Origin of the sequence: Leclercia sp. EC_58 (genome assembly GCF_019584355.1) — a bacterium.
GTDB lineage: Bacteria > Pseudomonadota > Gammaproteobacteria > Enterobacterales > Enterobacteriaceae > Enterobacter.
The window spans coordinates 1506911-1521732 of the sequence record NZ_VDAM01000001.1 but is presented as its reverse complement, the minus strand read 5'-3'; the positions used below and the strand labels follow the sequence as shown (position 1 = coordinate 1521732).

The 14822-nt window shown below is 57.0% G+C and carries 11 protein-coding genes; 2 read left to right on the top strand and 9 right to left on the bottom strand.

Annotated features, from left to right (window positions below):
• Nucleotides 1-148: 148 nt before the first annotated feature.
• Nucleotides 149-2074 carry a methyl-accepting chemotaxis protein gene (locus tag FHC51_RS07435; protein WP_220435214.1) on the top strand — a complete coding sequence of 642 codons (1926 nt, stop codon included), beginning with the start codon at nt 149-151 and terminating at the stop codon, nt 2072-2074.
• Nucleotides 2075-2077: 3 nt separating this feature from the next.
• Here the strand turns inward: FHC51_RS07435 and FHC51_RS07430 are convergent, their stop codons facing one another.
• Entirely contained in the window at nt 2078-3700 is a 1623-nt protein-coding gene (locus FHC51_RS07430) for an isovaleryl-CoA dehydrogenase (RefSeq protein ID WP_220435213.1), read from the bottom strand.
• A 182-nt stretch (nt 3701-3882) separates the two neighbouring features.
• Here FHC51_RS07430 and FHC51_RS07425 point away from each other — a divergent pair, with 182 nt between their 5' ends.
• Nucleotides 3883-5172: an MFS transporter gene (locus FHC51_RS07425; RefSeq protein WP_220435212.1), complete on the top strand. Its 1290-nt coding sequence runs from the start codon at nt 3883-3885 to the stop codon at nt 5170-5172.
• A gap of 91 nt (nt 5173-5263) precedes the next feature.
• On the opposite strand, the gene rlmB is transcribed toward FHC51_RS07425, so the two are convergent.
• The 8 genes from rlmB to hfq form a co-directional block, all read right to left on the bottom strand.
• A complete protein-coding gene (gene rlmB, locus FHC51_RS07420; protein ID WP_103822999.1) occupies nt 5264-5995 on the bottom strand; it encodes a 23S rRNA (guanosine(2251)-2'-O)-methyltransferase RlmB in 732 nt (243 codons plus the stop codon).
• A 64-nt stretch (nt 5996-6059) separates the two neighbouring features.
• Complete coding sequence (gene rnr / locus FHC51_RS07415; protein WP_114316084.1) at nt 6060-8501, bottom strand: ribonuclease R; 2442 nt, start codon at nt 8499-8501, stop codon at nt 6060-6062.
• Between the two features lie 38 nt (nt 8502-8539).
• Nucleotides 8540-8965 (bottom strand): nitric oxide-sensing transcriptional repressor NsrR, encoded by a 426-nt coding sequence (nsrR, locus tag FHC51_RS07410; protein WP_103822997.1) that lies wholly within the window; start codon nt 8963-8965, stop codon nt 8540-8542.
• Nucleotides 8966-9166: 201 nt separating this feature from the next.
• On the bottom strand, nt 9167-10465 hold the full coding sequence (locus tag FHC51_RS07405; protein WP_039028486.1) for an adenylosuccinate synthase: 1299 nt from the start codon (nt 10463-10465) through the stop codon (nt 9167-9169).
• A gap of 285 nt (nt 10466-10750) precedes the next feature.
• On the bottom strand, nt 10751-11752 hold the full coding sequence (gene hflC, locus FHC51_RS07400) for a protease modulator HflC (RefSeq protein ID WP_103822996.1): 1002 nt from the start codon (nt 11750-11752) through the stop codon (nt 10751-10753).
• Nucleotides 11753-11754: 2 nt separating this feature from the next.
• Nucleotides 11755-13008 carry an FtsH protease activity modulator HflK gene (gene hflK, locus FHC51_RS07395; RefSeq protein ID WP_103822995.1) on the bottom strand — a complete coding sequence of 418 codons (1254 nt, stop codon included), beginning with the start codon at nt 13006-13008 and terminating at the stop codon, nt 11755-11757.
• 116 nt (nt 13009-13124) lie between these two features.
• Nucleotides 13125-14405 (bottom strand): ribosome rescue GTPase HflX, encoded by a 1281-nt coding sequence (hflX, locus tag FHC51_RS07390; protein WP_103177967.1) that lies wholly within the window; start codon nt 14403-14405, stop codon nt 13125-13127.
• Between the two features lie 77 nt (nt 14406-14482).
• Nucleotides 14483-14791: an RNA chaperone Hfq gene (gene hfq, locus FHC51_RS07385; protein WP_032616179.1), complete on the bottom strand. Its 309-nt coding sequence runs from the start codon at nt 14789-14791 to the stop codon at nt 14483-14485.
• Nucleotides 14792-14822 lie beyond the last annotated feature (31 nt).

Below are 14822 nucleotides of genomic sequence, written 5' to 3'. Positions count from 1 at the left end.
AAAAGAGTGGCTTTTTAATCTTTACAATTCTATTATCCTTGCCATAACTCCCCTGAGATATCTTTGTAACATCTTGTTACATAAAGCCAATAAATGTTATCCCCGCTCTGCCGTTGAAAAGCGATACCTTTTTAACAATGAGCAATTTATGATCAACTTTTTCCGCCGTGCAGGTCTGGGCACAAAGCTATCGCTGCTTACCGGCTTGAGTGTCGCCACTCTCTTTTTACTTTTCACTTTTCTCCTGAGCTACAACGCCAGTCAAAAACTTGAATCGCTGGCCGTAGAAGACCTTCATAACCAGTCCACCGGCGTGGTGGATATGGTGCAGATGTTCAATACCAGCCTCACCGAAGAGGTAGAAAGTTACACCCGCCTGTTCACCACCTTTTTGCCGCAGCCGCTGAGTATTGATGCCAGCCAGACCCGCGTCATCAACGGCCAGAGCGTCCCCCTGCTGAAAGGCGGCGATACGGAACTCCATGAGAACAACACTACCCCCGATGATTTTCTGAATCGCACCGGCGCGATCTCTACGCTCTTTGTCCGTAGTGGCGACGATTTTGTCCGCGTGGCGACCTCGCTGCGTAAAGAAAACGGCGACCGGGCCATCGGTACGGTACTCGATCATGCCAGCCCGGCATGGGAAGTGGTCACCAAAGGTGAGGTGTACCGCGGCCTAGCCCTGCTGTTCGGTAAGCGCTATATCACCCAGTACCAGCCGGTAAAAGATGCGGGCGGTCAGGTGATTGCCATTATCTTCGTCGGCGTCGACATCACCCACTCCTGGAACGTCATGCGCGAGAAGATCCTTAGCCGCCGTCTGGGCGAGAGCGGTCACTTCTTTGTGCTGAACCGCAGTAACGGCAAGAACCACGGCCAGTACCTGTTCCATAGCGCAGAAGAGGGAGAGCTGCCGAAGTGGGATAACACCGTTCAGCAACAGCTGCTGGGGGATCAATCCGGCACCCTGGAACGCCAGAGCGCCGATGGTCGCACGTTGATCATGGCCTGGACACCGCTACCGGGCTGGAACTGGACGATTGTGGGCGAGGTGGATAAAACCGTACTGCTGGCTGATGTGACCAGCATGCGCGACCGCTTCCTGCTGGCGGGCGTGGCGCTTTCCGCACTCTTTGCCATGCTGTTCGTGTTTATTATCCGCCGCTGGCTCACGCGCCCGCTGCGCGATGTGATTGGCCTGGCCGAACAGTATGCCGCAGGCGATCTGCGCGCCACCCTGCCTGCTACCCGTCAGGATGAGGTGGGTCAGTTGATCGGTGCCATCAACGGCATTGGCGGCGGGCTGCAAAAAATCGTGCTGCAGGTGCGGGAAGCTGCGGGCGATATTCATCTGGGGACCAACGCCCTGGCAGCGGATACCGGCGAGATCTCCGAGCAGATCAACAAGCAGGCCAGCAGCGTGGAGGAGACGTCCGCCAGTATGGAGCAGCTGGCGGCCACCGTGCAGCAGAACGCCGCCAATATGGAGCAGACCCAGCAGCTGGTCGGTGAAACCTCCCGGGCGGTGCATCAGGGCGGGGAGACCGTCAGCAATGCTGTCTCCACCATGGATGATATTCGCGAAGCATCAAAACGTATCGAAGCCATCACCCGGGTGATTGAAGGTATCGCCTTCCAGACCAATATTCTGGCGCTCAACGCCGCCGTCGAAGCCGCCCGGGCAGGCGAGCACGGTAAAGGCTTCGCCGTGGTAGCCCAGGAGGTCCGCGCCCTCGCAGCGCGCAGCGCCAACGCGGTGAAGGAGATTGAGCAGCTGATTGGCGATACGCTCAGCAAGGTGAGCGAAGGCCACGCCCTGTCGGAGCAGACCCGCCAGGCGATGGAGAGCATCATCGCGCACATCGATAACATCAAGGCGCTGGTAACCGAGATTAACCATGCCTCCCACGAGCAGTCGGCGGGTATCGGTCAGGTGAACCTGGCGATGACCCATATCGGCGAAGCGTCGCATATCAACGCCGACCGTGTCTCACGCAGCGAACAGACGGCGCAAACCCTGCGGGAGAAGGGTTCGCACCTGACCGAGCTGGTCAGCCTGTTCCGCCTGTAAGGTTCAGGCTACGCCGCCCGTGGCGCGCAGCAGCAGGTCGTCCTGGACCTGCTCGCTGAGCAACGATCGGCCACGGGCGTCGAGCATCTCACGGCACCAGGCCTGCGCCAGCGGCGGAGAAGCATGGCGCAGCATCTGCGCCCCCGCGCCCAGCAGGTAAATCTGCCGGGCGATCTCCCTGCCCTGCGCCTCCTGCGGTTTACGCAGTTTTTGCTGGAGCTGGCGCCAGCTGCGATCGAAATGACGATCCTGACCTTTAACCTCGGCAAAATCCGCCGCCAGCAGATCGACTACGCCAGGCTGTTTCGCCAGCACCCGCAGCACGTCCAGCCCCATGATATTGCCTGAACCTTCCCAGATGCTGTTAACCGGCATCTCGCGGTACAGGCGCGGCAGCTCGCTCTCTTCGCAATAGCCAATGCCGCCAAGAACCTCCATCGCTTCCGCAACGAATGGGATCCCCGCTTTACAGATCGCCAGTTTCGCGGCCGGAGTAAACAGCCTCGCCCACAGGGCTTCGTGTTCGTTGTCGCGACGATCCCAGGCCCGGGCGAGGCGGAACAGCAGCGACGTCTGCCCCTCCAGCTGGAGCGCCATGCGGCTTAACACATCGCGCATCAGCGGCTGGTCGATCAGGTTTTTGCCAAAGGTCTGCCGCTGGTGGGCGTGGTACAGCGCCACCGAGAAGGCCCGGCGCATCAGGCCGTGGCTGCCGAGCGCGCAGTCGAAACGGGTGAGGCCGCCCATCTTCAGGATCTGGCGCACCCCTTCCCCCTCTTCGCCCAGCAGCCAGCCGGTCGCATCGAGAAACTCGGCTTCGCTGCTGGCGTTCGAGCGGTTGCCCAGCTTCTCTTTCAGGCGCTCCAGATGCACGGCATTGCGCAGACCATCAGGCAGAAAACGGGGAACGAAGAAGCATGACAGGCCACCTTTGGCCTGCGCCAGCACCAGATGGGCATCGCTTTGCGGCACCGAGAAAAACCACTTATGGCCCACCAGCCGGTAGCTGCCGTCGCTGCAGCGTTCTGCCCGGGTGGTGTTGCTGAGAACATCCGATCCGCCCTGCTTCTCCGTCATCCCCATGCCAATTAACAGACCCCGCTTCTGATTGCCCGGCGCCAGATGGGAGTCATACCGGTCGCTCAGTAACGGCGTAAGCCAGTCATGAAACGCGCGCGGTAGCGCCTGCTGCAAAAGCGGCGTGGCGGCGTGGGTCATGGTGATGGGGCAAAGCGTGCCGGCCTCAACTTGCGCATGGAGGATAAACCGTGCCGCCCGGGCCACGAATGCCCCTTTTCGCGCCTCCTCTTCCCACGCCAGGTTATGGACCCGGTTGGCACAAAGCCCCTGCATCAGCAGGTGCCAGGCGGGATGGAAGCGCACGTCATCCAGCCGGGTTCCGCTGGCATCATAGCGCAGCAGTTCAGGGGGATTGGCGTTGGCCAGGCGGCCAAGCTCCAGGGATTCTGCCGTACCCAGCTGTTGACCGATGCTGGCGAGCAGCTCAGCGTCCCAGTCGGCACCTTCACGATTGACCGCTTCACACAGCGCGCGATCGGAAAGAAACAGGTTGCTGTTGGTGAGTGGCGCAGGCTGATTAAAAACAGTGTGCGTCTGCCAGTGCATAACGTATCCCTCCTTCTATGGCAATGGAATAAGTATGGACAAACCGGGCAGGCGCTGCACAACAGCGGGCGCACGATATCGCCACCCTCAAGCGTGAATCTGGTCACACAATGAACGAATAATAAATTTCTTATCGTTTGTTATGGTGAATAATTTATTCTTACCCTCATGGAGAGATGACGATGCAAACCACTCAACGGGCGCCGGATGCCCATAAGCGCGCTTTAATTGCTGGCTCAATTGGTAATTTCATCGAATGGTACGAATTTGCGGTATACGGTTTTCTCGCCACCGTGATTGCGAAAAACTTCTTTCAGCTCAGCGGTGAAGCGGGACTGACCAGCCTGATCCTCACCTATGCCTCTTTCGCTATCGCCTTCTTCTTTCGTCCGCTGGGGGCCATCATATTTGGCCGGATTGGCGATCGCATCGGCCGCAAACCCACGCTCATTATCGTGCTGGTGATGATGACCCTGACAACCGCGGCAATCGGCATCGTGCCGGTCTATGCCAGCATCGGCATTGCCGCCCCGCTCATCATCACCGGCCTGCGGATCCTGCAGGGACTTTTCGCCGGGGGAGAGTATGGCGGCGCGGTGTCGCTGATGACCGAGTTCGCCCCGCGTGGTAAACGCGGGCTCTACGGCGCCTGGCAGTCCTTTACCGTAGCGCTGGGCCTGCTGGCCGGCGCGGGCATCGTGGCGCTGCTCTCCGCGCTGCTGACGCCAGAAGCCCTGCACGACTGGGGCTGGCGCATTCCCTTCTTTATCGCCCTGCCGCTGGGGGCGGTGGCCCTGTGGCTGCGGGTGAGCATGGAAGAGACGCCCAGCTTCGTGAAGCAACAAACCAAACCGGTGGCCGTGAAGGCGCGCACCAGCGACACGCTGAAAGCCATCGGGATGGGAATTGGCCGGGTGATGGTGTGGTCTGCCGCAGGGTATACCTATCTGGTGATCATGCCCGCCTACCTGCAATCGGCTCTGCATACCGGCTTTAACCAGGCGCTGCTGATTGCGGTGATCTCCAATATCGGTTTTGCGCTGACCATTATCCCATCGGGGATCCTCAGCGACCGCATCGGACGCCGGACGGTGATGGTTATCGCCGCCGCGCTGCTGCTGATCCTCGCCCTGCCGCTACTGAAAATTTTGCAGGCGGAGTCCAGCACCCTGGCGGTGAAAGCGATAGTGGTGCTGATTGCCGGTGGCCTGGTGGGGATGCTGGCAGGCCCAGGCCCGGCCATGCTGTCAGAGATGTTCCCGACAAGGGTGCGCTATACCGGACTGGGGCTGGCCTATTCGCTGTCGAACGCCATCTTCTCGGGCTGTGCGGGGCTAATCATTACCGGGCTGATAAAAGAGACGGGGAACCTGGATATTCCGGCGTATTACGTGATGGTCACGGCAGTGGTAAGTATTGGGGCGCTGATGACGCTTAAGAAGGATGACCATTTACGGTCGCTGGAGGAGTGAGTGATACTGCCGGGTGGCGGCTTCGCCTTACCCGGCCTACAACAGCACGGACCGTAGGCCCGGTAAGCGCAGCGCCACCGGGCACAACAGACTACCCGCGCTGGCGTACCGCTTCGAACAGGCAGATGCCGGTTGCTACAGAAACGTTCAGGGACGAGACGCTGCCCGCCATCGGAATGCTGATCAGCTCGTCGCAATGCTCGCGCGTCAGACGACGCATGCCTTCACCTTCGGCACCCATCACCAGCGCCAGACGACCGGTCATTTTGCTCTGGAACAGGGTGTGGTCTGCTTCACCTGCAGTACCGACGATCCAGATATTCTCTTCCTGTAACTGACGCATGGTGCGCGCCAGGTTGGTCACGCGGATCAGCGGCACGTTCTCCGCCGCGCCGCAGGCCACTTTTTTGGCCGTCGCGTTGAGCTGCGCGGAGCGATCTTTCGGCACGATCACCGCATGGACACCCGCCGCATCGGCGCTACGCAGGCAAGCACCAAGGTTGTGCGGATCGGTCACGCCGTCGAGGATCAGGAAGAACGGGTTTTCCAGCGCGGCGATCAGATCCGGCAGATCGTTCTCCTGATACTGGCGGCCCGGCTTCACGCGGGCGATGATGCCCTGATGCACTGCCCCTTCGCTTTTCTCATCCAGGTACTGACGGTTCGCCAGCTGGATCACCACGCCCTGCGCTTCCAGGGCATGGATCAGCGGCATCAGGCGTTTATCTTCACGCCCTTTCAGAATAAAGACTTCCTGAAAACGCTCCGGTGCGCGCTCCAGCAGGGCCTGCACCGCGTGGATGCCGTAAATCATTTCACTCATTGATGGTTCTCATTAATTACTGTTCACCTCTCCCTTTCGGGAGAGGATCAAGGTCAGGGGAGAATTACTCCGCCACTTTTTTCTTTGCCGCGCGCTTCGCTTTGGTCGCCGCAGCTATTTTTTGGGTTTTGGCCGACGGTTTTTTGGCTGCTCTGGCCTCTTTCTTCGCGGCCTTCGACTTCTGTTTTTTCTCGCCACGGAAGGCGCTGTCCGGCTCGAAGTTTACCCGCTTACCGGCCTGACGGCGTTTGCCGCTGGTTTTTCCGGCGGCCCCTCTCTTCGCATTATCCCGCGCGGTTTTACCCACGTTACGTGGCGCGCGTTCGCTGGAGATCAGGCTGAAATCAATCTTACGCTCGTCCATGTTGACGGCTTCGACCTTCACTTCCACGCGATCGCCCAGACGGTAGGTCTGGCCGCTGGACTCGCCGGTCAGACGCTGCCCAACCTGATCGTAACGGTAGTAGTCGTTGTCCAGGGATGAGACATGCACCAGACCATCGATAAAGAGTTCATCAAGGCGTACAAAGAAGCCAAAGCCGGTGACGCTGGCAATCACGCCTTTAAAGACGTTACCTACCTGATCCAGCATGAAGTCGCACTTCAGCCAGTCCGCCACGTCACGCGTCGCTTCATCAGCGCGGCGTTCGGTCATGGAACAGTGTTGGCCCAGCTGCAGCACCTCTTCCATGGAGTAGTGATAACCCCCGGTTTCGGTCGTGTTGCCTTTGTGGCCCTGCTCATGTGCCAGCAGATACTTAATGGCACGGTGCAGTGACAGATCCGGATAACGGCGGATCGGCGAGGTAAAGTGCGCATAAGACTGCAACGCCAGACCAAAGTGGCCGCGGTTCTCAGGATCGTAAATCGCCTGCTTCATAGAACGCAGCAGCATGGTTTGCAGCATTTCCGCGTCAGGGCGATCGCTAATCGATTCCAGCAGCTCGGCGTAATCGCGCGGCTCCGGCTTGTTGCCCCCCGGCAGCTCAAGACCCAGCTCCGCCAGTACGGTACGGAAAGAGGTAATGGCTTCGGTGGTCGGTTTATCGTGGATACGGAACAGCGCGGGCTCTTTGGCTTTCTCAACGAAGCGTGCCGCGGAGATGTTCGCCAGGATCATGCACTCTTCAATCAGCTTGTGGGCATCGTTACGCTGGGTCTGTTCGATACGCTCAATGCGACGCTCAGCGTTAAAGATGAACTTCGCCTCTTCGCTCTCAAATGAGATCCCGCCGCGCTCTTCACGCGCCTGCTCCAGCACTTTATAGAGGTTATGCAGCTCTTCGATGTGCTTCACCAGCGGAGCGTACTGTTCACGCAGATCCCGATCACCCTGCAGCATATGCCACACTTTGGTATAGGTCAGGCGCGCATGTGAACTCATCACCGCTTCATAGAATTTGTAGCCGGTTAAACGCCCCTTACTGGAGATGGTCATTTCACAAACCATGCAGAGACGGTCAACCTGCGGGTTAAGCGAACACAGGCCGTTGGAGAGCACTTCCGGCAACATCGGTACAACCTGGGACGGGAAGTAGACCGAGGTGCCACGGTTACGCGCTTCGCCATCCAGTGGGGTGCCAGTACGAACGTAATAGCTCACATCCGCAATCGCCACCCACAGACGCCAGCCGCCGCCGCGTTTTTTCTCACAGTAGACGGCGTCATCAAAGTCACGGGCGTCTTCGCCATCAATGGTGACCAGCGGCAGGCTGCGCAGATCCACGCGGCCCGCTTTTGCCGATTCCGGCACCTGCTCTTTCAGTCCTTCAACCTGTTCTTCAACGGCTTTTGGCCAGACGTGGGGGATTTCATGGGTGCGTAGTGCCATATCCACGGCCATGCCGGTGCCCATGTTATCGCCCAGCACTTCCACAATCTTCCCGACCGCTTTGGTACGACGGGTTGGACGCTGAGTCAGCTCAACCACCACCACAAAGCCCATCCGCGCGCCCATTACCTCTTCAGGCGGAATGAGGATGTCAAAGCTCAGGCGACTGTCATCCGGCACCACAAAACCCACACCAGCATCGGTGAAGTAGCGGCCCACGATCTGGCTGGTTTTTGGCACCAGCACACGCACAACGCGCGCTTCACGACGCCCTTTGCGGTCTGCACCCAGCGGCTGGGCCAGGATCTGGTCGCCGTGAATGCACATTTTCATCTGTTCAGATGAGAGGTAGAGGTCATCTTTGCGGCCTTCGACGCGCAAGAAGCCGTAACCATCACGGTGGCCAATCACCATGCCTTTCAGCAGATCGAGACGCTCCGGTAGGGCATAGCATTGACGGCGGGTAAAGACGAGTTGTCCGTCGCGCTCCATCGCGCGAAGGCGGCGGCGAAGGGCTTCAATTTGCTCTTCGCCTTCAATGTTCAGTTCAACGGCAAGTTCTTCACGGTTGGCAGGTTTTTCGCGTTTTGTGAGGTGTTCAATGATGAACTCGCGGCTGGGGATAGGGTTCGCGTATTTTTCGGCTTCGCGTTCCTGGAAAGGATCTTGTGACATAGCGGTTCCTCCGTTGTCATCTCCGGTGGACGTTTTCTTCATTCCACCAGCAATAATTTATACAGCGGTTGATTCTCTTCAACCAAATCGGCCAGCGTGTAGTTATCCAGCTCCATGAGAAAACTTTGCACAGCCTTTGAAAGCGCCTGTTTCAGTCGACAGGCGGGGGTAATGTGGCAGAACTCGCTGCTGCAGTTCACCAGAGACAATGGCTCCAGTTCGCGCACCACATCACCAACACGAATACTCTGTGCCGGTTTACCGAGGCGGATGCCGCCATTTTTCCCGCGGACGGCAGCAACGTATCCGGCTCGGCTAAGTTGATTGATTATTTTGACCATATGATTACGGGACACACCGTAGACCTCTGTCACCTCAGAGATACTGGTCATCTGTCCAGCGGGTAACGACGCCATGTAAATCAGCGCACGCAATCCGTAATCGGTGAAACTTGTTAACTGCACATCAACCTCAGGAAAAGGGTAAAACGCGGTATATCCGCAGAGATATTCATTAATGATGATAAACCAGCCAGATAGTCAACGGCGAATTTATTTAAACTGAAAGGGGGAAAGGAGAATGAAAAAGCCGGATGCGCATGGCTTTCCGGCCTGTGATGGGTATTGCAGGCCCGGCAAGCGTAGCGCCGCCGGGCGAAACCATCATTATGCGTCGAACGGGTCGCGCAGGATCATGGTTTCAGAACGATCAGGGCCGGTAGAGATAATATCAATCGGCACACCGGTCAGCTCTTCAATACGCTGGATGTAATCCAGCGCTGCCTGTGGCAGACCGCTACGCTCTTTCACGCCGAAGGTGGTTTCAGACCAGCCCGGCATGGTTTCGTAGATCGGCTCAATGCCCTGCCAGTCGTCAGCAGCCAGCGGAGTGGTGGTCACTTCACGGCCATCCGGCATACGGTAGGCAACACAGATTTTCACTTCTTTCAGACCGTCCAGGACGTCCAGCTTGGTCAGGCAGAAGCCAGACAGGGAGTTGATCTGCACCGCACGGCGCACAGCAACCGCATCCAGCCAGCCGGTACGACGACGACGACCGGTGGTCGCGCCAAACTCGTTACCTTGCTTGCACAGGAACTCGCCGGTTTCATCAAACAGTTCGGTCGGGAACGGACCCGCACCCACGCGAGTGGAGTAAGCCTTGATGATACCCAGAACGTAATCCACATAACGCGGACCCAGGCCAGAGCCAGTTGCCACACCACCTGCGGTGGTGTTGGAAGAGGTTACGTACGGATAGGTACCGTGGTCGATATCCAGCAGTGTACCCTGCGCACCTTCGAACATGACGAAATCGCCACGCTTGCGCGCCTGGTCCAGCAGATCGGAGACATCAACAACCATACCAGTCAGGATGTCAGCGATCGCCATGACGTCATCCAGCACTTTCTGGTAGTCAACGGCGTCAACTTTGTAGAAATTCACCAGCTGGAAGTTGTGATATTCCATCACTTCTTTCAGTTTTTCAGCAAAGGTGGCTTTATCGAACAGGTCGCCAACGCGCAGACCGCGACGAGCGACTTTATCTTCGTAAGCCGGGCCGATACCACGGCCGGTGGTGCCGATTGCTTTCGCGCCGCGTGCTTTTTCACGCGCCAGATCCAGCGCAACGTGGTAGTCGAGGATCAGCGGACAGGCTTCTGAGAGCAGCAGACGCTCGCGAACCGGGATGCCACGGTCTTCCAGGCCTTTCATCTCTTTCATCAGCGCAGCAGGAGACAGCACAACACCGTTACCGATGATGCTGGTCACATTGTCACGAAGAATGCCTGATGGAATAAGATGGAGGACGGTTTTTTCACCGTTGATTACGAGAGTATGGCCTGCGTTGTGACCACCCTGATAGCGTACAACAAATTTAGCACGCTCAGTCAGAAGATCGACGATCTTCCCTTTACCTTCGTCACCCCATTGGGTGCCCAGTACGACGACGTTGTTACCCATTTTCAAAATCACCGATTGCTTAAAAATGGATTCTACCATCGGTTTTGATGATGTTCAGCTTTTTTTGTATACAAATTTCGGCGAAATTGATGCCTTCCTCGCCAGTTAAACGATTACCTCAATATCTTGTGTGATGGGCCAATTCTCATCACAAGCGGTGCGGCAATTTCACTTACCGCTATGCCGAAGGGATTAGCGCTTTTCGTTCATCTCCAGTAAATCGGCTGTAACGAACAAAAAAATGGCGCCCCTGAGGGGCGCCATTCGCTTTTTGAAGCCGTGAAATCAGCGACTGGCTTCCGGTGACTTCATATAGCGGAAGAAATCGCTGTCCGGGCTGAGAACCATAACGTCCTGATTGCTCTGGAAGCTGCTCTCATAGGCACGCAGGCTACGGATAAAGGCATAGAAGTCTGGATCCTGGCTGAAGGCATCCGCAAACAGCTTCGCCGCTTCGGCATCGCCTTCACCGCGCAGGATACGGCCCTGACGCTCCGCTTCTGCCAGGGTTTTGGTCACTTCATAGTCTGCGGTTGCACGCAGCTTTTCAGCCTCTTCCTGACCCTGTGAACGATGACGACGGGCTACCGCTTCACGCTCGGCACGCATACGGTTGTAGATCGCCTCAGAGACTTCCGTCGGCAGGTTGATCTGCTTGATACGCACGTCAACGACTTCGATACCCAATGCCGCCATACTGTTCGGGTTGATCACCGCCACTTTACCGTTGGTTTCAGCCTGAACGCGTTCAGCCGCTTTGGCGATGGCATCGTCAGCCGCCGGGGTTGTCACTTCATCTTCCGTGCCGGCGGAACCGGAGTTCAGCGCATCGCGTACTTCAGAGGTCAGACGACCGCGGGAGTCGGTTACGATGTCGCGCACATCCAGACGACCAATTTCAGAACGCAGACGGTCAGAGAACTTACGTTTCAGCAGCACTTCGGCCTGAGAGACGTCGCCGCCGCCGGTTGCCAGGAAGTAACGGCTGAAGTCGCTGATACGCCACTTGATATAGGAGTCAACGATCAGGTCTTTTTTCTCTTTGGTCACGAAACGGTCGGCCTGGTTATCCATCGTCTGGATACGCGCATCAAGCGTTTTCACAGACTGAATAAACGGCACTTTGAAGTGCAGGCCTGGCTCATAAATGACCGGACGCTTGTCGCTGTCACGCACGACGCTGCTGAACTGGAATTTAATCCCACGCTCGCCCTCTTTAACCACAAAAATTGAGGTGTAAAGCACAACCAGCACGATAATAATGATCGCAATTACTGACTTACGCATCGTTATTCCCCCTGACGCTGGTAGTCGTTACGCTGCGCGTTGGCGCGGCGTTGGTCCATGATGTCACCATCGCTTGAAGAAGAGCGGGTGTTTGCGCTGGCGTTACCGGTAGACGCAGGTGGCAGACGCAGCAGGTTATTCGCCCCGCTGTCATTCTTTGCGCCCGCGGCACTGGTGCCTTTCAGCATCTGATCCAGCGGCAGAACCATCAGGTTGCCACCTTTGCTGTCATTGACCAGTACCTTACGGGTGTGGCTCAGCACTTTCTCCATGGTTTCGATATAGAGACGTTCACGGGTAATTTCCGGCGCAGCTTTATATTCCGGCAGAATTTTCGCAAAGCGAGCCACCTCACCCTGGGCTTCCAGCACGGTCTGGGTCTTATAGGCTCGCGCCTCTTCCAGAATACGCTGTGCCTGACCGTTCGCACGCGGCTGAACTTCGTTGGTGTAGGCTTCTGCCTCACGGATGTACTGCTGTTCGTTTTCACGGGCAGCAATCGCATCGTCAAACGCCGCTTTGACCTCTTCCGGCGGACGAGCAGCCTGGAAGTTGACGTCCAGCAGGGTGATACCCATGTTATACGGACGAATGGTCTCTTCCAGCTCACGCTGGGTATCGCTACGAATAACGGTACGACCTTCGGTCAGAATGCGGTCCATGGTGTATTTACCGATCACGCCACGCAGGGCGCTGTCGGTCGCCTGACGCAGGCTGTCATCGGCGCTGGTCACGCTAAAGAGGTAACGTTCAGGATCGGTCACGCGATACTGCACGTTCATCTCAACGCGCACCACGTTTTCGTCTGACGTCAGCATCACGCCGGATGCCGCCAGTTCGCGTACCGATTCAACGTTCACCGCCGTGACGTCATCGATAAAGGTCGGCTTCCAGTTCAGGCCCGGCTCAACCAGATGGCTGAATTTGCCGAAACGGGTGACAACACCGCGCTCTGCTTCTTTGATTGTGTAGAACCCGCTGGCAGCCCAGATAATCACCGCCGCTGCGGCAACAATGCCCACCACACGACCGCCCATATGAGGACGCGGCCCCTGGCCAGTACCACCGCCAGTGCCTTTACCACCGCCGAGTCCGCCCAGCTTTTTGCTCAGCTTGCGGAAGATATCATCCAGATCGGGTGGCCCCTGCTCGCGACCACCTTTGTTGCCATTTCCCCCGGAGTTGCCGCCTTGATTATTGCTGCTCCCCCACGGGTCGCGGTCTTGTCCGTTATTACCGGGCTGATTCCACGCCATGTATGTGCTCCATATTTGTTATGCGGTGATATACCCTCAAACGCCTGGCATGCCGGAGCATTCGCAGCGGTTCGGGTATCCCAAAGGGCAAAATCCTTCAGGCATCTCCTTTCCGGTCAGACGACGTAGTCGACCAGCGCAGGTTCTTGTTTACAGAGGCGACGCCAGTCGACGATTGGCATACGCACCTGCAACCCCACGCTGCCGTCATCCTCCATCCACTCTTTTTCTATCGCCTGAAGCTGATAAAAACGGCTGCGCAGTCGGCCTTCCTCGGGTGGCAGACGCAGCGTGTGCTGAGCCACTTCACCGGAAAGACGTTCTGTTAAAGCCTGGAAAAGCAGTGGTACACCGACACCGGTCTGCGCAGAAAGCCAGACCCGAATCGGTATGTTCTCTTCATCCCTGTCGATACGCGGTTCGAAATTGTCCAGCATATCGATCTTGTTCATCACCAGCAGCGTCGGGATCTCGTGGGCATCAATCTCTTCCAGCACGATATTCACTGCATCAATATTTTCCTGTACGCGTACATCCGCAGCGTCGATAACATGCAACAGCAATGTCGCCTGACGGGTCTCCTGCAGGGTGGCTTTAAACGCGGCCACCAGATCGTGCGGCAGATGACGGATAAACCCAACGGTATCCGCCAGCACGGTTTCACCGACGTCCGTTACATCAATGCGGCGCAGCGTCGGATCCAGGGTCGCAAACAGCTGGTCTGCAGCGTAAACCTGGGCCTCAGTAATCTGGTTAAACAGGGTGGATTTACCGGCGTTGGTATAACCGACCAGCGACACCGTCGGGATGTCTGCTTTCTGTCGGGAGCGGCGCCCCTGCTCACGTTGCTTCTCAACTTTTTCCAGCCGTGAGAGGATCTGGGTAATACGGCCACGCAGCAAGCGACGGTCGGTTTCGAGCTGGGTTTCACCCGGGCCGCGCAAACCAATCCCGCCCTTTTGTCGTTCAAGGTGTGTCCAGCCACGCACCAGGCGCGTCGCCAGATGGCGCAACTGCGCCAGCTCAACCTGCAATTTCCCTTCATGGGTACGTGCACGTTGGGCAAAAATGTCTAAAATCAAACCCGTCCGATCGATAACACGACATTCGCACAGACGTTCCAGGTTGCGTTCCTGGGCCGGTGTCAGGGCGTGATCAAACAGCACGACCGATGCGCCAGTCGCTTTAACGGCATCCGCAATCTCTACTGCTTTACCTTCACCAACAAAAAACTTTGGGTGCGGCGCTTTACGGCTACCGGTAATCACCTGCATTGCTTCGACACCGGCGGAAGAGACCAGAGATTCAAACTCCTGGAGATCTTCCATATCTTTGTCTTGCGAAAAATAGATGTGTACCAGCACCGCCTGCTCACCGGCATCGTAACGGTCAAACAAGCGTAAACCTCTCAAAAAAGATCAGCGGGGAACGCAGAAAACCTGGCTCCCCGATATGGAAATAACAGCCAGTAACCTTATTCGGTCTCTTCGCTGTCCTGCGCAGGCGCAGAAGAACCCTGCGCGTTGCTGCCATGATGGTAGTTACTGGAACCGCCGCCAGCGTTATTGCTGTGATGAGATACCGGGCGAGACGGAACAACAGTAGAAATCGCGTGCTTATAAACCATCTGGCTGACCGTGTTTTTCAACAGGATCACGAACTGATCGAAAGACTCAATCTGACCTTGCAGCTTAATACCATTCACCAAATAAATAGAAACTGGAACACGTTCCCGACGCAGTGCGTTCAAGAACGGATCTTGTAAAGATTGCCCCTTAGCCATTCTATCTTTTCCTTATATGCTTGTTTTGTAC